Origin of the sequence: Pseudomonas sp. JR33AA (assembly GCF_021378985.1) — a bacterium.
Classification (GTDB): Bacteria; Pseudomonadota; Gammaproteobacteria; order Pseudomonadales; family Pseudomonadaceae; genus Aquipseudomonas; species Aquipseudomonas alloputida.
Genome location: NZ_JAJSAW010000004.1, coordinates 262,509 through 282,627, shown reverse-complemented (window position 1 = coordinate 282,627; position 20,119 = coordinate 262,509). Strand labels below are relative to the sequence as shown.

Genomic DNA, 20,119 nt, shown 5'->3' with positions numbered 1-20,119 from the left:
TGTCACCATTGCCCGTAAGGGATATTGTTCAGGCCTTTGCCGCGGGCCCTGGAATACACGTCGAACACGTCGTCGCCCTCGCGCGGGTTGTCGGGGCTGCTGTCGTAGGCGCGCAGGCCCCAACCGCCTTCGTCTTCATCCTTTGCCGCCACCAGCGGGTCGTGCGGGATGCGCCGCAGGAAGTAGAACTTGGCGCCCTTGGCACTGCGCACATCGCGCACGCCCTCTACCAGCACCTGCAGGTTCGGCGGGTAGCCACTGGCATCCACGCGCTTCTCGATGTAGCCGGCGTCGAAGGCCCGCTTGTAGGCATCGATGGCGTCGCGAATCTGGTACAGCGCCTCGCGCAATTGCTGCTCCTTGCCGCGGCGTACCACCGTTTCGGTCAGCGGCGCCGCCATGCTGGCGAGCAACCCGAGCAGTGCCAGGGTCAGCACCACCTCGATCAGGCTGAAGCCGTGCATGCGACGCCGGGCGTTCATGGCCGGGGGCTCCCGTTGACCGGGGCGACCGCCATCTGGCTGTCCACGACCGGTTCATCGGTGGTCGGCGCATGGCCAGGGACGTCCATCGGCGGCAGTGGCGCCATCTGGCGCACCTGCATGGCCGACTCGGTGCCCGTGGCAAACTCCATGTCAGACGGGCTCTGGTACGGCAGGTTACGCACGATGCGCGGGGTGATCGCCAGCACCAGCTCACTCTTGCTCATGTCGTCCTTGTTGCTGCCGAACAGCCGGCCCAGGCCCGGGATGTCACCAAGGCCGGGAATCTTGTTGCCACTGGCGTTGTGGTCGTTGCGCACCAGGCCGGCCAGCACCTGGGTTTCGCCGTCATGCAGGCGCAGGCTGGTCTGCGCGTTGCGGGTGTCGACCTGGACCGGGATGGTGCCCTGGCGGGTGGCCTCCAGCGGGGTGGCATTACTCACCTCCAGCGCCACCTTGATCGCCACTTCGTTGTTCAGGTGCACGGTGGGCTGCACTTCTAGCTTCAGGCCGACGTCCAGGTAGGTGACGCTTTCGGTGATCACCGGGCCCTGGGTGGACGGCACCGAGGTGGCGCTGATGATCGGTACCCGCTGGCCGATGTGGATGCGCGCCTGCTCGCGGTTGCTGACGCGGATCACCGGGCTGGCCAGGGTGTTGATGTCTTTGTCCTGGGCGTTGATCTTGGCCTGCGGCGCCGGCGCAATGCTGATGCGGCTGGAATTGATGCCCTTGAGCTGGTCGAGCACGCTGACCGGGTTGCCATCGTCGCTCAGCACGCCGAAAGTGTTGGGCCATTGCAGGCCAAGGTCGAGGATGCGCGAGGTAGCCACCTCCATCACCTCCACTTCCAGCACCACCTCGGGGTTTGACTGGTCCTGCGACTGCAGCAGCTTCTCGGCCATGCGCACGGCATCGGAGGTATCGCGCATGGTCAGGGTGTTGAGGCGCTCGTCAACGAACACGTCACGGGTCTTGAGCATGGTCTTGACCATGTTCAACGCGGTATTGGCGTCAATGCTGGTCAGGTAGAACGTGCGCATCACCAGTTCCTGGTAGTCCTTGGTCTTCTGCGGCGAGTCGGGGTAGACCATCACGGTGTTGTCGTTGACGATCTTCTGGCGCAGCTGGTTTTGTTCCAGCAGCAGCGCTATCGCATCCTCGATGCGCACCTCGCGCACGAAGATGGTGGCCTTCATGTCCGGGCGCAGGTCTTTGTCGAAGATGAAGTTGATGCCGGCCACCTGCGACAGCACTTCGAAGATGGTCTTCAGGTTGGCATCGCGAAACTCCAGGGTGACCGGCCGCTCGAGCTTGCTGCGCAATTGCGGGTACGGCTGCGCGGTGCGTGCCTGCACGTTTTCGATGTCGCTGCGCAGGGTCATGCCCTTCTGGTTCTGCGGGTCCAGACGCAAGACTTCGCGCATGTAGCGTTCGGCACCGAACAGGTCGCCCTGGCGCAGCGCCGCCTGGCCAAGCGCTATGCGTTCGTCCAGGGTGCGGATCAGCTCCAACTGGCGAATGCCTTCCTGGGCGCGGCGGTTGTTTGGCTCCAGGGTGAGCACCCGCCCGTAGCCCATGCGGGCATTGGCGAAGTCATGGCGGACGCGGTCGCTGTCGGCCTGCGCAATCAGGGCCTCGACAGCCGCCTGGCGGCTGTGGGCCAGGGCGATATTCAGCTCTGTGTCACGCGGGTCTTCGCGCAGCGCCTCTTCCAGGCGGGCGATGCCGGCCTCGTACTGGCCCTCTTTCATCAACTGGTCGCTGTCCTGGCGAACCGCACTGGAGCCGCAACCGGCAATGGCCACGCACAGCGCCACGAGCAGAAACGGAGCAGGCTTGCACAGCTTTGACGACTTCATGGTGCGCTCCCGACAGACAAGGTCTGCGACTGGTGCAAAGGCAGGTAGACCAGGTTCAGCTCGCCGGCCGATACCCGATCAAGGCGATAGGTGTCTTCGATCACGTCGCCTTGGCGCACGACGTAGAGCTTTTCGCCGCTCTGCAGGAAGACCTGCAGGTCGTCGCGGTCACCCATGCGGCCGATGAACTGGAACGGCAGTGCCGGGGCCGTCGGGGCCGCGGCGACGACAGGTGCGGTCATCACGGGTTGTTCGGTGACCGTGGCCAGGGTTTTGGGTTTGGTCCATTGCTGGGTTGGGAACAGGTCGCCGGAGGCCTGTTCCGGCCCTTTCGCGGGCAAGCCCGCGCCTACAATGGACGCAGCGCTTTCTGTTGTAGGAGCGGGTTTACCCGCGAAGGCCGCGACGCCATCGTCCTGGCCAAACCAATGGTCCGGTGCCCAGGCCAGCGCCGCGCTCACGCCGAGGAAGCTGGCCCAGATGACTGCACGTTGTGTGTTCATCATGACCTCGACAGGTAAAGGGTCATGCGCAGGCGGGCATTGAGCTCGCTGTCGCCGATGCGTTTGCGTTGCAGCTCAAGGTCTTCCAGCACCAGCGTCGGCAGCTGCCTGAGCAGGCCCTTGATAAAGCCGCGAATCTGCGGGTAGCTGCCGCGCACTGGCAGCACGATCTGGTAGCGGGCCAGCTGGGTCTTGGGGTCGATGCCCAGCGCGTATTCACCGCGGGCCAAGCTGATGCGCTCGGCGCTGGCCAGGCGGTACAGACGCTCGATCAGCTCGCTGGCCTGGGGCTGACCGGGCAGTTGCCGGCGCAGGCTGTCGAGCGCCTGCTGCTCGGGCTGGACCGCAATCTTCAGCTCACCCCGCTTGACACGCCCGACCTGTTCGCTGGCCTGCGCTTCGTTGGCGCGCAGTTCGCGCACGCTTTGCCATTGCGGTAGCACACCGGCACACCCCACGCCAATGGCGAGCAGGCCTACGGCTATGGCAGCCAGGCCCACCGGGCCGATAACGCGCAGGCGCTCCTGGAGGATCAGGCTGCTGAACGATTCAAGGGCGTGCATGGCCGGTCTCCCAGGTGGCGGTGAGGGTGAAGCGCACCGGGTGCTCGGGCCGCGCAGCAAGCACTTCGTGGTTGAGCAGCGACACATCGCTGAGCTCGTCGCTGGCTTCCAGCCGCTGGTGGTACTGCAGCATCGCTTCGAGGTTGCGCGCCTCGGCGGCAATGCGCACCTGGCCCTTGCGCGCATCCGGCGTCAGACCCAGCAGCGCGACGTCGTCCTGCGGCATGGCTTCAAGCATGGCGAACAGTTGCTGCCAAGGGCGCTGCAGTTGCTGCGACACACTGCGCATTTGTGCCAGACGCTCAGCCTGCTCCCGGCTGGCAGCGCTGTTCCTGGGTTCTGCGATGGCCGGGCGGCGGCCCAGTTGCAGTTCCAGGCTATGGACGCTGGCTTCCAGCGCCACTTGCTCGGTCTGCAAGCGTTGCTGCAGCAGCACCAGGCCGGCGACCATGGCACTGGCAAGGACGAGCAGCGACCAGACCAGCGGGCCGCTGCGCCGTGGCTGGAATTCCAGGTCGAGGCGGCGCATGTCAGGCCACCGTCCGCCACATGGCGCACAGTGGGTCGGCATCGCTGGCCGGCTGGCACAATTGCACCGCCGCCAGTTGCGGCACGTCGCACCGGCCCGGGGCATGCAGGTACACCCGCGGCAGGTGCTCGCCGTACAGCTCACAGGTACGCTCGATCAGTGCTTGCAGGGCCTGGTCGCTGTCAGCACAGCCTTGTGCCAGCACTTGCTGCCAGGCACCGCCGGCGGCCAGCAGCAATACACTGCGGCGCGGCTCGGCCAGCACGAACAGGAAGTCACCCTGCTCCAGCTGTGCCCAGCAACGGTTGTAGGCAGCCATCAGGTAGGGCTGCACCGAGCGCAGGTTCAGGCGGCTCTCCCGGCCCAGTGCCTGCAGCCGCTGCAGCAAGGCTTCGGGCAGCGCCGTGGCGATGCGGGCGGCACCGGCAGGCTCCGGTGACAGCACGATGCGCCAGTCGTCCAAAGGCTGCCCGTAGAGGTTTTCGAAGCAAGCGCGGGCATAGGCGTCCATCTCGCGAGGGTGGCCGATGGCGTCACTCCAGGGCACCAGGCAGAAGCGGCTGTAGCGGGCCGACAGCAACACCTGCAACTGGGCGCCACGTACCGCATGCTCGGCCAGCAGTGCAGCCAGCCCGTCGACGGCAGCATCCCAGGCCGGTTGGGTGGCATCGCTGCTGAACGCGCAGCTACCCAGCCATTGGTGGTGATTCTTGTGCCAGCGACCCAGGCCGACACCCTCGGCGCCCAATACGGTGCAGTAACGGTCAGATGAATGTGACACGGTTGATCTCCTCAAGGGTGGTACGGCCATCACGGACCAGGTCCAGGGCCGAGGCTCGCAGCAGGCGCAGGCCGCGCTGGCAGGCAAGCGTCTTGATCTGCGCCAGCGGGCGGCGCTCCACGATCATTTGCCGCAGGTCGTCATCCAGGTGCAGCAGCTCGGCAATGGCACTGCGGCCGCGGTAACCACTGCCACGGCACTGGCCGCAACCCTTGACACGCACGAACGTCCAGCCGGCCACACCCTCGCGGGTCAGGCCTGAGCCATACAGGGTGTCGTCATCGTGTTCGCAGGGCATGGCGCAGTGCGGGCAGGCCAGGCGAATCAGGCGCTGGGCCAGTACGGCGTTGAGCGCAGAAACGAAGCTGTAGGGGTCGACCTGCATCTGGCTGAAGCGGCCAATCACGTCGAACACGTTGTTGGCGTGGATGGTGGTGAACACCAGGTGGCCAGTGAGCGCCGATTGCACGGCAATCTGGGCCGTATCGGGGTCACGGATTTCGCCGACCAGGATCTTGTCCGGGTCGTGACGCAGGATCGAGCGCAGGCCGCGGGCGAAGGTCAGGCCCTTCTTCTCGTTGACCGGGATCTGCAATACGCCGGGCAGTTGATACTCGACCGGGTCCTCGATGGTGATGATCTTGTCCACGCCATGGTTGATCTCGCTGATCATGGCGTACAGGGTGGTGGTCTTGCCGCTGCCAGTAGGGCCGGTGACCAGGATCATGCCGTAGGGTTCTGCCGCCAACCGACGCAGGGCGCGCAAGGTTTCGTCGGCGAAGCCCAAGGCTTGCAGTTGCACGCCGCTGACCCGGTCGGACAAGTCCTGCTTGTCGAGCACCCGCAGCACGGCATCTTCACCGAAGATACTAGGCATGATCGACACCCGGAAGTCGATTTGACGGTCGCCCACGGCCACCTTGAAGCGGCCGTCCTGGGGCACGCGTTTTTCGCCGATGTCCAGTTCGGCCATGACCTTGATGCGCGAGATCACCTGGTCGGCGAAGGCGCTGCCACTGGCCTTGCCGGCCCCGTTGAGCACGCCGTCGATGCGGTACTTGATGGTCAGGCCCTGGCCCGTCATGCCCAGGTGGATGTCGCTGGCGTGCAGCTTGAGGGCGTCATACAGGGTGGAGTTGACCAGCTTGACCACGCGGCTCTGGTCTTCGCTGATACTGGCCAGCGACAGGCGTTGCAGTGGGTCGCTCTCGCTGCTGGCGTCGGGGTCGTGGTCAAGGGCATCGACGGCGTGGAAGCTTTCTTCATGGCGGGCCAGAAAGGTGGCCAGGTCGGCGGCGTGGGCCAGGTAAAGCGGCGCGCCTTGCAATACGTCGTCGATCCAGGCCAGGCGGGCGTGGTCGAAGGGGTCGGCGAACACGCCCAGCAGTTGGCCGCCCTGCTCGATCAATACGAACTCGCGCTTCAGGCACACGGCCAGGCTGACCTTGTCGAAGCGAGGGGTACTGGCCAGCAGGGTGTGGCTGTCCAGGACCGGATAATGCAGGGTCAGGCCCAGGCGTTGGGTGAAGGTGGCCGGGGTGTCGCAGGCCAGACGCTCCAGGCAGTTGACCAGGCGTTCGTCGGTGGCTTGCAGGCGGGCCTGGGCCAGCAGTTCGCGGGGGTAGGTCTGGCACTGGTTCACCGGTACCGGCCCGTTCGCGGGTGAACCCGCGCCTACAGGTCTAGCGCAATCCTGTGGGAGCAGGTTCACCCGCGAAAGGGCCGGTGCAGGCTTTGCAGATTCCGGGGTTGTATCGAGTGCTTCTGGCATGGCCTGCGACTCCGCTCAGGGGCGCGTCGCAGGCTGGCTCGGCCAGGGGTGCGGGCGCCGCTATTCCCCTGTGAGCAGTTGATCGTCGCTGGGCCCTGGTGGCTTGGCGCCATTACGGCGGCGGTCGGCCAACACCCAGCTTCCATCGTACAACTGCAGGGGGAACGATTCGTTCCTGTTCTGGCGTCGTTCGACGAACCCTTCGGCCGGGTTGTCCGTGGCCCTGCGCCGGCGCTCGATGCCCAGTAGGTCGAAGATCGCACGCGCCAGTTCCATCAGTGGGAACGGCTTGAACAGGACGTGACTCACACCGAGTTCGGCGGCCCGCTCACGCACCTCGACGGTGGGGTGCGCAGTGATCAGCACGAAGTGGCATTGCCTGTTCTTGCGTACAGCCTCCAGAACCTGAAAACCTTCCATGTCGGGCAGGCGGTAATCCAGCACAACTACTTGCGGTGCCAGGCTTTCAGCCTGTTCGATACCACTGGCACCGTCGTGGGCAACGTGAACGTCCAGGCCTTGCGCCTGCAGATACGCTTGCAGGTTCTGCGCAAGGGTCTGTTCGTCATCGACTACCAATACTCTGTTCACCAAGGTCGACTCCCAAATACTGCCCGGTTCCCCGGTCTGCGAAGTACGCCCTTGTGGAGACTTGAGCAGGCTTCGTGCCAGTTGTGAATAGTCATGTTGCACCACTGTAAACCACTGATTTTACTGGGATGCCGGCCAGCAACCGACATACACTGAGCAGGCGCACCCGTCCTGTTCCCCACAAGCGGGGAAAATGATGGCACATTGCCAAATCCTAATTCCCCAGCATTGGGGCAAGCGCCCTCAACGGCCTCAGTCGGCGATCTCCACTTTAGCGGACTCGCGCAAACGTTGGCGCACGGATTGGCGCGCCTGCGCCTGCCGCTGCCCGATGAGCGTTGCCCTGGCCAAGGCCAGGCCGTGTTCGCGTATGACCGATGGATTATCACTTTGGTTCTGCGATCCTTGCAGTCTCTGCTGGTTGGCATCATAAAATGCCTCCACTTCGCCCTGGCTCGGCGCGTCGACTGCGCTGAGCTGGGCGTACACTTGCTGGGCAGCCATCTCGTGCCGGGTGTACTCAGTGTACTGCGCCCTATCGAAGCCCGCCTCTGCCAGGCGCCTTTCGAATAACGCCGGGCTGCCAAATGCCGCTTCCACCTCGCCAATCTGCGCCGACACGTGTTCATCGCTGACGGCAATGCCTTGCCGTTGCGCTTCCTGCCACAACAACTCCTTGTCGATCAGCTCGTCCAGCGCTTGGTCACGCAGGCGTTTGTACAGGCCTGGGTTGCGGATGCTGGTCACCGCTCGCCCCTGGGCGTCCAGGTACTCGCTGAAGTAGCGTTCCAGGCGCATCAACCCGATCTCGACACCATTGACCCGCGCCACGGGCACATCGGCCCAGCTCACGCTGGTCAATACCAGCAACAGACACAACCACACGATCCGCATGACAACCTCCGCTCAAGGGCTGACCGGCACTGGCCGGTAGGGGGTGACCGCAGTAAAGCGTGGCCCGGGCAGGGCAACCGCCACCACATGGGCGCCTGCCATGCCCTGGCGGCGACCAGGGCCAAAGCCCAGTGTCGGGGTCAGGCCGGTGGGCACATCGTGCAGGCCTTCGAGCGCAGCAATCAGTTGCTCGCGGCTGGCATCCCGCCCAATCTGCTTCAGCGCTTCGCTCAGCAGGCGCAACGCGCACAGCGTATTGACCTGCAACGACGCCTGACGCGGGTCCAGGCCCTGGCGCTGCTGCAGCCCGGCGAGCGTAGCCAGGCCTTGCTCGGTCCAGTCTTCTGGCACGTAGGGGTAGGCCAGAAACAGCCGCTGTGACCACTGCGCCGGCAAACGCGCCACAGCGCCGGCTACCTGACTGGACGCGGCGAACAGGTAGGGCTCGCGGCCCGCCACCTGCAACGCCGCCGCCAACTCGGCAAAGGCCTGGGCGCGGCCAAGGAAGACAATGCCCTGCCCGTCCACCGCCTGACCGTCGAAAGCCTGGATAGCGGGTAGCGCCCAGCCCTGCTGCCCTAAACGCTCGCGCACCTGCTCGGCGAGCGCGGCGTGTTCGTTGCCGGCATACACCACGCGTAACTCATCCGGCGCCAAGCCCAGCGCCACACGGGCATGGTCTGCGAGACTCAGCAATTGCTCGGGCAAGCCGGGTAACGGATCGAAGATCTGTGCGCTGCCGCCGCTGCGCGGGGTGCTGCCGACCATCGGCACGTTCTGTGGCGCCAGCACGGTCGCCAGGCGCTGGTCGAGCATGGGCACCAATGGCGCGATCAGGGCGAACACCCGCTTTTGCTCGAGCAACTGTTGCAAGGCGCGTTCGGCACTGACCGGGTCGGAACCTGGGTCCAGCACCACCAGTTCCAGGCGCCGCCCGTGAATGCCGCCTTGCTGATTGAGTTGACCCACGCCGTCTTCCAGCACGGCACGCACCACCTGCCCGGCTTCGGCCAGCGGACCGCTCGCGGGTAGCAGTGTGCCAAGGCGCAACACGCCCTCCTCCACACCAGGGTCGCGTTCTTGGGCCAAGCGTTTGAGATAGGCGGTGAGGTTGCGCTGGTCGGCCAAGGTCAACTCGAAGCGTGGCATGGCCGGGTCCAGGCGATTGCCAGCCGGGTCGATACCCTGCTGGATGGCCCGCGCCAGGCTGCTGTCGGTATAGGCCGGATAGCGGCGGCCGTTGGCCTCGCGCGGGCCCTGGCCGAGTGCCAGGCGTTGCCAGTCGAGGCCAGGGGGGCGAACACCGCCTTCGGCACGGCCACGCCCGTCGTTACCGTGGCAACTGGCGCAGGGCAGCACCGTGGCGGGGACTGTGATATCGCTGGCACCGACCCGGACTTGCAGTTGAACGTCGCTACTGGAGACACCTTCGCGGTAGAGGCGTTTGCCGGCTTGTTCGTGGTCGGTCAGCTCCAGGGCCAAGGCTGAGGTTGAAAATGCCATGCCAAGCAAGCATGTGAGCCATATCGCAGGCCGCGCCCACAAAAACTGATGCCACAGAGGCCAATTCCCAAGGCGGCCCATGATACTCACCGACCCGCCAGCGGCTGGGCCAACAGCTGCATGCGTTGGGCAATCGCCGCTGGCGGTGCATCCGGGCGAATCTTGCTCCAGCGTTTACCTGCAACATCACCGGCAATCAGCTGCGTCGAATGCTGTTCGGGACTCGGCAGGAACTGCCCTATACGGCCAAGCACCAGGTCGACATTGGCCTTGTCGCCGGTCAGGAACAACCAGTTCGGCCCATCCACTCCCTGCTTGGCGGCGAACGCCTTCAGCGCCTCGGGCGTGTCGTTCAGCGGGTCACTGCTGATCGACACGAAGGTCACCTGGCCGGCCAGCGCTGGCCCCATGGCCTCGCGCACCTCGCGCAGCTTGCGGGTGATCAGCGGGCAGGCATCGGTGCAGTGGGTGAAGATCACGTTGAGCATCACCACCTTGTCCTTTAGCACGTCACTGTAAAAGCGCAGCTCGCGGCCATTCTGGTCCTTCAGTACGGTGTCGGTGAACCAGGTCCTGGCGTCGCGTGTACCGCCACCACTGGCCATCGCCTGCGGTGCTGGCTGCGGCTCGGGGGCTTGCGGCGCATGGCCTTCGTGGGCGAACGCCACCGACGTGAGGATCCACAGACAGCCACCCAGCACCAGCCAGTCGAAAGCGCGCATGCCAGCACGGTGGGAGGTTGCAGTGCTCATGGTTGCACCTCGTGATGGTCGGCAATGGCGGTGCTCTTGGCATGTACCCGGCGCGCACTGAGGCGGTTGATTTCTTCGATCAAGACGCCCGGGTCAGTGAAGCCGTAGTAACGTGTCCAGTGCCCGCTACGCCCGTCACCCACCAGGATCAGCGGCGGGTGCTGGCTGAGGTCGGCGTTGAAACTGCCCAGCCCCTTCAGGGTTTCGGTGATGGCGTACGGGGTACCGGTCAGCCAACTCCAGCCCGGCCCTTTCTGGAATGCCTTGGCATAGTTTTGCAGGCGTTTGGCGTCGTCACGCTGAGGGTCGACACTGATCGACACCATACGAACCTCCTCGCCTACCCGGCCGCCCAGCTGCTGCTGGACCTTGCCCATGATCGACGACACCACCGGGCATACCGTGGTGCAGCTGGTGTAAATGAAGCCCATGACTACCAGATGGTCACCCACCAGGTCTTTCTCCAGGCGCACCGGCATGCCGTCCTGGTTCAGCAGCGACACATCGGCAAAGCGCACACTGGCCTTTTCCTGATGCGCCGCCGGCGGCTGCGCGGCATGGCCGTCATGGTCGTGACCGGCGTGGGCCATGGCCAGATGGCTGGCAAATGCCAGGCTCAGGGCCAACAGTGTGCAAGCAGGCTTGGCGTTCATCGCACATTCCTCACGTCAGTCTGGGAAGCGTTGGTTGCAGCAGCTGGCAGAACGCGCAGGCTGGTGTAGTTTTCTTCGGCAAACTTGCGCCCCAACGAGGGCGATTGCACATGCAGGTACCAGGCACCGGCTTCAGGCAAGTTCAGCGCCGCCTGGTAGACGCCTTCGCCCACCTCTTGCAGTTGCAGGTTGCGCGGCATCGACGACGGCGCCAGAAAATAGCGCAGGCTCAGGTCGTTCAGGCCCAGGCGTGGCTGCCCGTCGTCACCGACAATACGTACCCGCGCGGTGAAGTCGCTGTGCTGCGGCAGCGGCTGCTCGAGGCCGATGAACTCGGCACGCGCGCCTTTGCGTTTGCTGGTATTGCCCTCAGCGGCCACCTCGGTGCTGAAGCAATGAATGATTTGTGGCTGGTTGAGCAGAAAGGCAACGTCGAACTTGCCGGCGGCGGGCAGCTTTACCGTCGAGCCATACACCCCGGGGGCCACTTCGCGCAGGCTGCGGTCAACGACGATGACCGCGCGGGCCTGGTGGCCGCGGTTGTTGTAGCCGGACATCGGTGCATTCATGCCTTCGGCATAGAAGTAGGTGGTGTTGTCCACCGGGTTGACCACGAACACCGAATTGTCATCACGCGATACCGACAGCCCCTGGGCCAGTGGCAGGTCACCGGCCTGACGCGGCGCTGCCGGGCCAGCCTCGAAGCCTTGCACGATGGGCGAACGCCCCTCGCCCAGGCTGGCCAGATTGATCATGCTCACTTTCGGCGAGGCCAGGCCACGCACATAGGCATAGCCCTTGGTGAACGTCAGCTGGTACGGTTCGGCCGCCACCGGGATGTGGTGGATCAGCTTGTCGGTACTGGCGTCGATGACCAGGGCCTGGTTCTCCAGGGTATTGAGTACAATGCCGTAGCGGCCATCATGGCTGAAGCGCATCGGCCCCAGGCCCTGTTCGGCCTGGACCGTGTGGCGCAATTGATGGCTGCGGGCATCGAACACCCGTACGCTGCCCTCCTCGCCATCTACCACGTACACGGCCTGGGACAGCGCCGAATAGCTGACCGACAGCGGGTGTGGGCCAACCTTGATGGTCTTGTCCAGGTGCATTTCCGGGATGTCGATGACGCTGAGGGTGCCGCTGTCGCGATTGCTGACGTAGGCATAACGCGAGTCGGCGCTGAAGGCGATTTCGTGGTGCCCGGTGCCGGTATTGAAGTGCTTCAGGGCGCTACGCCCCGGCACGTCGATCACGGTTACCCCGCCTTTGGCCGGGTCGCTGCTGTTGTTGCCAACCCACAGCCGATGCTGGTCCGGTTGCAGGGCCACGCGCAGCGGGTGGTCGCCGGCGTCCAGGTCCGCCACGCGGGTGAAGGTTTCGGTATCGATCACCGAGACCTTGCCCCGCTCAGGGATCGACACGAAAACCTGCTTGTCGTCGCTGGTGGCCGCCCAATCCATGGGCCGCCCTGGCAGCTCGATGCGGGCCAGGGTGCTGGTCACGCCGCCCACCGACACCGTCGGATCGATCACTGTCAGGCTGGCGTCCTTGTTCAGCATCAGCAAGAAGTAGCTGTTCAGGTCGAGCAGCGGCCGGGCCCCGATGCTGCTCTTGAGAAACAGCGCGACCCGCGCCTTGCAGCTCTGCTCGCGGTCCCCTGCCGGGGCCGACTGCGCCGGGTCGATCCATGCCCCTGGGGCCATGCCTGACAACGGTTGACCGCTGGTCTGGTCGCTGAGTTTGAAGCGGATGTTGGCGAAGCCGCCCTCCTTCAGTTCGCCTCCGGCCAATGGCCGGGCCTCGAACTCCACGTTCACGCCGTCCCGGCTAAGCCGGTGCAAGGCCTGCGAGCCGCCCCGTTCCTGCAACAGCTCACGCGGGTCGCACCAGAGCTTTTCGTACGCCACGCCCAGGCCGATCAGCACTACCCCCAGTACTACCCCCAAGTAAGCAGGGCGAGTCTTTTTGTTCATGCTCGCATTCCCCTTCCGTCACTGCGCCGGGGCCGTTGCCGGCGGCGCTTCGTTGGTCACCCGCAAGATCCCCCACAGCCCCGAGAGGTTGCCGTAGGCGGCGTAGTCGCGGAACAGGTAGTCACCCGCCACCGCGTTGGCACCGCCGGCACTCGGCAGCATGAAACTGAAGTGCGCCGCGGGCAGTACGCTTTCCTGCGCGCCGATGTACATGGCCATCGGGTTGTAGCCAAAGCGCACCGAACCGATACCGGGCAGGCTGATCGGGTAACCGTCCGCATCGCTCTTCTCGGCCTGGTAGTTGTGCAGTGGCCATACGTGCCCGTCCAGCTGGTAGACCATGCCGCGGCTGCCACCACTGGGCATCACGATATGGTTGCGCACCGGCTGACCAGGCTTGGCGTACAGCACCGGGGTTTGCGGGTCACCACCGACCAGGGCGTTGGCGTAGGCCATGTGGGCGTTGGGTACATCACCAAAGCCCAGGCCATTGGCGCGGCCGAATGGCGAGTCGGGCGCCATGCCGAAGCGCAGCCACAACGGTTCGGTCCTGTAGTTGACCGCCATGTTGCCGTTATCCTGCGGATCACCGGCAGCACCGTTGCCTTCGGTATTGATGCCTTCTACCGGACGACCATCGGCCCAGCGCATGTTCAGTGCGCGCTGCCACACCGTGACGAAGTCGCGGTAGTCCGGCTGGCCGCTGACCTTCACCGTGGCCTGGGCACGGGTCGCGGTATCCTCGGTCCAGGTGGCGGTTTGTGGCAGGATGCTCATGGCACCCACCAGGCCTTTTTGCGGCTGCTTGATGAAGTCTGACGGGGTCAGGTTGAGGCCGCCGAACTCGATAGGCGTGGTGTTTATGTTGTCCACTGTACGGCCCAGCTGCGACACCGGTTTGCCTTCACGCTCCAGGTGGCCGGCGTAGTACTGGTACTCCTCGGTCGGGTAGGCGCCGCTGGTGCCGGCACGTGGTGGCACGGTCTGCACTGGGTTCAGGCCAACGTTGGCGCCGTCTGACTTGGTGATGTCGTAGGCCAGCAGCTGCGCATGCAGGCCCACGTGGCTGGACGGCCGCATCAGGTTGTTGGCAAAGGCGGTGGAACCTTCACTGTCGAAGCGGTCACGCTTGACCACGTTGTGCATCACTGCAGTGCTCGGCAAGTCTGGCATCACCAGTGGCAAGCGGTTCTCCAGGGTGATGCTGATGCAGTCGCCGGCATTGGCGCGCAGTACCAGCGGCTCTACCGGGATACCCGCCTTGAGCTTGCCGGTGGTGGTATCGAGGTCAGCTTTGCGCACGTACAGGATCGCGGTCGGGTCATGCAGCGGCGCACTGTGGCCACCGATGGTGAAAGGCACCCCATCTTCGGGGTCAACCCCGCTCACCAGCGGGATGGCGGTTCTACGGCTGTTGAACACCAGGGTGCCGCCGTTGGCCTTGAGCGCGCCACCGACATGCTGGCCGATGCCCGCCGGGTCATTGATGCTGACGCCGTTACGGTTTTCGAGGATGTCGTTGGCCAGCGCTGCGACGATCTCGTAGCTGCGCTTGACCGTGGTGCGGGTCCCGATGCCATTAGGGTTGGCCGTGGTTTTCGGGCAGATACCGTTGAAGTTCACGGTGTTGCGCATGGCCACCGGCTGCGGGTTGTTGGGCAACGGGAACAGGTCGGCACGCTGCACGGTGTAGTTGCGCATGATGCCCCAGATACCGTTCCAGTAGCCCTCCAGGGCGGCGTCCAGCGAGTACAGGTAGTCGCCGTTGGTGGCTGCCGAACTGGAGATCATCGACACCGGCGCCATGAAGCCCAGCTGCTCGGAGATGCCGATCATTTGCGACGACTTCCAGCCCGAGTTGGAGCTATTGCCGAAGCCAGAGCCGTTCTGCAGCCATTTCACGCCGTGCAGGGTGACGTTGTGTTCCTCTTCATGGCCACCGGCGTGCATGCGCAGGCGCACGTTGTCACCGGAGTAGGTACGCAGCAACGGGGTGAACGGGTCGCCCGGCTCGGCGCCAGCCGTGTTGATATGCGGCGGGAACAGCGTAGTGCCGCCGGTGGGGCCGACTGCCGAGGTGATCGCCGATGGCGACAGGTTCATCGCCGGGATGGCGCGGTCGGTACGGGTTTGCAGGGCATAGCTGAGGTCACCGGCCAGGCCGTCGGCCTGCATGCCACGCTTGCCGTCCGGGCCGACCTTGTTCGGGTCATACACGCGCAGGGCCAGCGGCTCGTTGCGGTAGTTGACGACGAACATCCCCGGGTCATCCACCGAGATCGCCTGCGGGCATGGCCGGCTCGGGCAGCCTGGGTTGATTCCGCCGCGCTCCTCGACAATGGCTTCAAGCAGGTTCGACGCCTTGCCACGCACGGGCGGGTTGATGGCGTAGCGGAAGCTGTCGGCAGTGGCCGGGTACGACTGGGCATTGGGAATGCCGTCCGGCCCTGCGCCTACATAAACCCCGGCCTCATAGGCATGCTGAAAGTCACTGTACTCCAGGAAGAACTCGCGGTAGCTGTCGTTCCTGCCGTCGCCATCGTGGTCGCCGGTCTGGATCACCGCCTGCCACGAGGTCGGGCCGCCGTCCTGGCGCGTGGCCGGGTTGTACAGCTGCTCGCCGGTTTCGGCGTGGTACCAGGTGGAGCCGGCCGGTTCGGCCAGCACAGTGGCGTATAGGCCCAGTTGCTGGTGGGTCGATGGGCCAAGGTGGTCATGGGTGAAGATGGTACCCAGGCCACGGTCGACGTTATGCACGTTCACCAGCGGGTCAGCGAACCAGCGCTGCATTGCGGTACGTGCCCCCAGCCAGTCGGCACGGCCAAAGCGGCCGAAGTACGGGTGCTGTCTGGCTTTGGGGCAGGCTGCAGTGCCATCGCGGCTATCCCCTTCGGTGCAACCGTTGTAGGTACGAATGGCATGCACGCGCTCGACCACGCTACCGGGCGAAAGAATGCCGTCTTCGTAGTTCCAGCCGTTGGCCGAGCCGTCGGCAGCGGTCAGGTCCCATTTGGGCAGGTGGATGTGCTGGCCAATCACGTCGGTTGGGGTGCGCACCTGGTAATCGTCCATCTCATAGATGTTCGGGATCAGGTTGGTGTGCTGGTACATCGCGCAGTCGAAGGTGTTCATGCGCATCACCAGCGGCTCTGGCGGGCGCTGCTTGGTAATGACCGGCCAGGCGTCTTCCCACAGGGCGATGATGCGTGCCTGCGGGAAGTGGTAGCCCACTTTGTTGTACACCGCGTCAAACTGGATGTTGGCCCCTTTGTAGATGCGTGGTCGGTCGGCAGTGAAGGCCGAGGCGCCACGGAAGTTCAGGCCCGTCAGGCTCTCTCCACTGTTGAACTCCCCAACCCCGGAAGACTGGGTCAGGCGTTTTCCACGGTCATCCATGCAGGGCTCGTAGTACGGCGCACCTGCAGTCGGCAACGCGCCGTTGGTGCGGAATGCCCTGGCCACAGGCTGGCTGCCGGGGATCAATGCATAGCTGGGGTGTTCAGCCATGGCGTGGAACTGCATGGCTGCCTGCTCGACATCGGTGCCCTCCTCCGGCAGGTAGATGGGCTTGGCCTTGTGCACGACCTTGGTGAAGTCCAGTTTGGTGGTGGTGGTATCCGCTACGCCACCGGCGGACACACCGTCCAGGGCATGGCGGCCAAGGCCGCCGTCCCAGCCATCGACCTGGTTCGCATCCAGGTTGGCCCACAGGGCTTTGCCACTGTCTTTCAGTTGCCGGGCAAGGGCCGGGTCGAGCATGTCCAGGGGCGGGGTTGGCGGGCGGTTGCCCACGCTGCTTTCCATGCCGCCGATCCAGAACGGGTAGCCTGGGTTTTTCAGCGTGCCATCGGCATTGCGGTTGGCCTCGGTGCGGTCGACCAGCGCCAGCGAGCCCACGGCCTTGCGCACGGGCGCCTCGCTGACAGGGTCGTCATCGTCTTCGTGGTCATCATCGTTGGCGGCAACCAACGCCTCGGAGAGCTTGGGCACGACCACGACTTTGCCGGGCATGGGCGCCATGGCCTTGCCAGGCAACGGCACGATGGCCGGAATCGGCGTACCGGCAACGATCTCGCCATCGGGCAGGGCCCGGGCGCCAACGGCCGGCTTACCGCTACGCAAGGCGAAGGGGGTACTGTGGAAGCCATTCTCGCCCTGCCCGCTTACCTCCAGGCGCGTGCCTTCCTCGAACACGTCATGTACCCGCCACATGGCCCACATGCCCTGGGCGAAGTGCGGGTAGAAGTGACAGTGGTAAATGGCATCGCCGGCGACGCGGTTGCGGTTGCCCGAACCACCGTTGGCGATTTCGTAGGTGTAGCCGACGCCGGCGCCGATGCCTTGGGCATCGATGTAGTCGGAGTTGTCGTCATTGGGGTTGAACAGCCACTGATGGCCGTGCAAGTGGAAGATGTGCTGCTCGTGCCCGTTGTGGGTATTGCGGAACTTGGTGAAGTCACCGATATAGCTGTGGTGCACGTTGGCGGGCTCTGAGGGGTAAAGGGCCATGCTGGCCTTGACCCCGACGGCGCTGGCCGGCGGTACTTCGCCCGGGCGGATGTGTTCCAGGCCGACGTTGGCCGGTACATCCACCAGGGTACCTATATCGCCGACCGTGTGGGCGCTGAGGAAGAACTCTTCATAGGCACACGACAGGCAGTCGTGCATCGGGCCCACCCCCAGGCGGTTGGCCACCACTTCGGCGCCCATGCCACCAGAGCCGTAATTGATCATGAACGAATCGCGCGCCGGCTCCAGCACGTGGCCCATCACTGGGTCGGCCCAGTAGCCAGGGAAGGCCTGGGTACCGGCAACCTCGTCGGCGAACTGCGAGGCGAAATCACGGAACGCTTCCAGTCGGTTGGGCAGCGCCGGGTTGCGTTTGCCCGCGCTTTCCAGCGGGTAAGTGGATTTGGGGAAGCTGCCGTCGGGGTTGGGGCCCATGACGATGGCATCGGTTTCGCTGCTGATGATCTCGTTGCCGTTGACCATGGCAATGATCGGTTTGCCGGCCTTGCCTTCGGTGATCCAAGGTTCGACCTGCGGATAGCGGGCTTCATAGTCGATCACGGGCTGGCCGGTGGCGGTTCGCCCCGTGGTGGCCAGGCGCATTTCTTCTTCAGTGAGGGTATTGCGGTAGGTACGGCCCAGTTTGGGCACGACCACCACCTGGCCGAACAGGCCGTTGGAGACGTTGCCCGCCGTGCCCTCGCCGCCGAACGTAGCGGCTTTGCTGGTGGCGGCGAAGGCGCCTTCGCGCTCGGCATACAGGGTGTAGCTGCGGGTGCTGCCGGGGCTGACGAAGAAGTTGCCGTTACGTCCGGTATAGGCGGAAATATCGGCAATGCTGTTCACCGCCTGCATCCCGTTGACCTGGAAGCCGACCATACGCTCGGCCACCTGTTCGTCGGCGACAAAACCTTCGCCGCCTTCGTTTTCAACCTCCGGTCCCTCTACCTCACCCTCAGGCTCTTCAGCCTCGATGCCGTGCTTGTTGGGGTTCGCCCTGTAATCCAGCAGGTTGGTCAGGTTGACCGTCAGGCAGTCACCGGCCGCCACGCGCAGCACGATAGGCCGCGGGCGCTTGTCCGGGCGCAGGGTGACCTTGCCCGGTACCGCGGCCCCACCCATGCTCAGCGGGACGAGCTTGTCGTCCACCACATCCTCGCGCAGGGCGAACATCATGCCATTGGCATTTTGCGCGCCAAGGCGGTTGAACATCAGTGGCTGATCCAGTGCCACCACATTGGCGACCAGGGTGCGCTGACACCGCACAGCCGCCTCGCTGGTTGCTTCCCAGCCAAGCAAGGCCAGTACGAGTGATGACACGATGGGGCCTTTGAGCGGCGTCGACATGCTGCACCTCCGGGACACAGGATCTCTGCGGGGAGCTGGAGCAAGGTGTGTGCCAGAAGGAAAATTTCATATTTTTCAGCAAGTTGTACGATCAACCGCAACGGATTGGGGAGGATACCCCAGCAGGTTCCCCCGAATCGGGGGGCGAAATCCCGAGGGGGTAAAGGCTGCTCCACAGGCGCGCGCTGGCCTCACCCAAGGTAAAAACGCACAGTACCCTTGCACAATTGTCGATTGTGCAAGGCAAATTCGCATGCCAGGATCCTGCGATCCTCCAGCGAACTCCAGACTTCACTTGGAAAATCAATAACAAAGCAGGGAGAACGCAATGACTGCACACGCTCATACCCCGGCAGCAACCGACCATGTACTGGCCGAGGTCCGCAACCAGATCGGCCACCTGACCCTGAACCGCCCAGCCGGTCTCAATGCCCTGACCCTGGACATGGTGCGCAGCCTGCGTCAGCACCTGGACCAGTGGGCCGACAACCCGCACGTGCGCGCCGTGGTCCTGCGCGGCGAAGGCCCCAAGGGGTTCTGTGCCGGTGGCGATATCCGCTCGCTGTACGACAGCTTCAAGGCCGGCGACACGCTGCACGAAACCTTTTTCGTCGAAGAGTACGCCCTCGACCTGGTCATCCACCGCTACGGCAAGCCCATACTGGTGGTGATGGACGGCTTCACCCTCGGGGGCGGCATGGGCCTGGCCCAGGGCTGCGACCTGCGGGTGGTCACCGAGCGCAGCCGACTGGGCATGCCCGAAGTTGGCATCGGCTACTTCCCGGACGTGGGCGGCAGCTACTTCCTCTCGCGCATCCCCGGCGAGCTGGGCATCTACCTGGGTGTCAGCGGGGCCCAGATCCAGGCGGCCGATGCCTTGTATTGCGGCCTGGCCGACTGGTACCTGGCCAGCGATCAGCTCGCTGCCCTCGATCAGGGCCTCGACCAGCTCCACTTCAGCGACCACCCCCTCAAGGACCTGCAAAACCTGCTGGCCAGGCTCGGTACCCAGGTACTGGATGATGCGCCACTGGAAAAGCTGCGCCCGGCCATTGACCACTTCTTCGCCCTGCCCAACCTGCCTGCCATCGTCGAGCAGCTGCGTGCGGTGAGCATTGGCGACAGCCACGCCTGGGCAGTGGCCACCGCCGATCAGCTGGAAACCCGCTCGCCTCTGGCCATGGCGGTTACGCTGGAGATGCTGCGCCGGGGGCGCGAGCTGGGCCTTGACGACTGCTTTGCCATGGAACTGCACCTGGACCGCCAGTGGTTCCAGCACGGCGACATCATCGAAGGCGTGCGTGCCCTGATCATCGACAAGGACAAGCAGCCCCGCTGGAACCCGCCGACCCTGGCCGCGCTGCAAGACCAGCGGGTCGAACAATTCTTCGAAGGCCTGTGAGCCC

The 20,119-nt window shown here is 64.7% G+C and carries 15 protein-coding genes; 1 reads left to right on the top strand and 14 read right to left on the bottom strand.

Going from position 1 to position 20,119, the window contains the following annotated elements; all coding sequences use genetic code 11:
- Positions 1–2 precede the first annotated feature (2 nt).
- From LVS58_RS09430 to mnxG, 14 genes are all read right to left on the bottom strand, one after another.
- On the bottom strand, positions 3–482 hold the full coding sequence (locus LVS58_RS09430; RefSeq protein WP_233690840.1) for a type II secretion system protein: 480 nt from the start codon (positions 480–482) through the stop codon (positions 3–5).
- Positions 479–2,344 carry a secretin N-terminal domain-containing protein gene (locus LVS58_RS09425; RefSeq protein ID WP_233690839.1) on the bottom strand — a complete coding sequence of 622 codons (1,866 nt, stop codon included), beginning with the start codon at positions 2,342–2,344 and terminating at the stop codon, positions 479–481. Before LVS58_RS09425 ends, LVS58_RS09430 begins: the two co-directional genes overlap by 4 nt.
- Positions 2,341–2,847, bottom strand: coding sequence for a hypothetical protein (locus tag LVS58_RS09420; RefSeq protein WP_233690838.1), 507 nt, complete (start codon positions 2,845–2,847; stop codon positions 2,341–2,343). The genes LVS58_RS09425 and LVS58_RS09420 overlap by 4 nt, the downstream gene beginning before the upstream one ends.
- Entirely contained in the window at positions 2,847–3,410 is a 564-nt protein-coding gene (gene pilO / locus LVS58_RS09415) for a type 4a pilus biogenesis protein PilO (RefSeq protein WP_233690837.1), read from the bottom strand. Before pilO ends, LVS58_RS09420 begins: the two co-directional genes overlap by 1 nt.
- Complete coding sequence (locus tag LVS58_RS09410) at positions 3,397–3,939, bottom strand: pilus assembly protein (protein ID WP_233690836.1); 543 nt, start codon at positions 3,937–3,939, stop codon at positions 3,397–3,399. Before LVS58_RS09410 ends, pilO begins: the two co-directional genes overlap by 14 nt.
- 1 nt (position 3,940) lies before the next feature.
- Positions 3,941–4,720, bottom strand: coding sequence for a hypothetical protein (locus LVS58_RS09405; protein WP_233690835.1), 780 nt, complete (start codon positions 4,718–4,720; stop codon positions 3,941–3,943).
- Entirely contained in the window at positions 4,704–6,491 is a 1,788-nt protein-coding gene (locus LVS58_RS09400; protein WP_233690834.1) for a GspE/PulE family protein, read from the bottom strand. Before LVS58_RS09400 ends, LVS58_RS09405 begins: the two co-directional genes overlap by 17 nt.
- Before the next feature lie 60 nt (positions 6,492–6,551).
- On the bottom strand, positions 6,552–7,085 hold the full coding sequence (locus tag LVS58_RS09395; protein ID WP_233690833.1) for a response regulator: 534 nt from the start codon (positions 7,083–7,085) through the stop codon (positions 6,552–6,554).
- Positions 7,086–7,334: 249 nt separating this feature from the next.
- Entirely contained in the window at positions 7,335–7,976 is a 642-nt protein-coding gene (locus LVS58_RS09390) for a SurA N-terminal domain-containing protein (protein ID WP_233690832.1), read from the bottom strand.
- 12 nt (positions 7,977–7,988) lie between these two features.
- A complete protein-coding gene (locus LVS58_RS09385) occupies positions 7,989–9,479 on the bottom strand; it encodes a cytochrome c/ABC transporter substrate-binding protein (protein WP_233690831.1) in 1,491 nt (496 codons plus the stop codon).
- Positions 9,480–9,565: 86 nt separating this feature from the next.
- Positions 9,566–10,231, bottom strand: a complete 666-nt coding sequence (locus tag LVS58_RS09380; RefSeq protein ID WP_233690830.1) for an SCO family protein — start codon at positions 10,229–10,231, stop codon at positions 9,566–9,568.
- A complete protein-coding gene (locus LVS58_RS09375; RefSeq protein WP_233690829.1) occupies positions 10,228–10,884 on the bottom strand; it encodes an SCO family protein in 657 nt (218 codons plus the stop codon). Before LVS58_RS09375 ends, LVS58_RS09380 begins: the two co-directional genes overlap by 4 nt.
- The gene (locus LVS58_RS09370; protein ID WP_233690828.1) at positions 10,881–12,857 is read right to left on the bottom strand and encodes a cytochrome D1 domain-containing protein; all 1,977 of its coding nucleotides are present in this window, start codon (positions 12,855–12,857) and stop codon (positions 10,881–10,883) included. Before LVS58_RS09370 ends, LVS58_RS09375 begins: the two co-directional genes overlap by 4 nt.
- 18 nt (positions 12,858–12,875) lie before the next feature.
- On the bottom strand, positions 12,876–18,713 hold the full coding sequence (mnxG, locus tag LVS58_RS09365; RefSeq protein WP_233690827.1) for a manganese-oxidizing multicopper oxidase MnxG: 5,838 nt from the start codon (positions 18,711–18,713) through the stop codon (positions 12,876–12,878).
- A gap of 328 nt (positions 18,714–19,041) precedes the next feature.
- Between mnxG and LVS58_RS09360 the strand changes: the two genes are divergently transcribed.
- Entirely contained in the window at positions 19,042–20,115 is a 1,074-nt protein-coding gene (locus LVS58_RS09360) for an enoyl-CoA hydratase/isomerase family protein (protein ID WP_233690826.1), read from the top strand.
- The last annotated feature ends 4 nt before the right edge of the window (positions 20,116–20,119 follow it).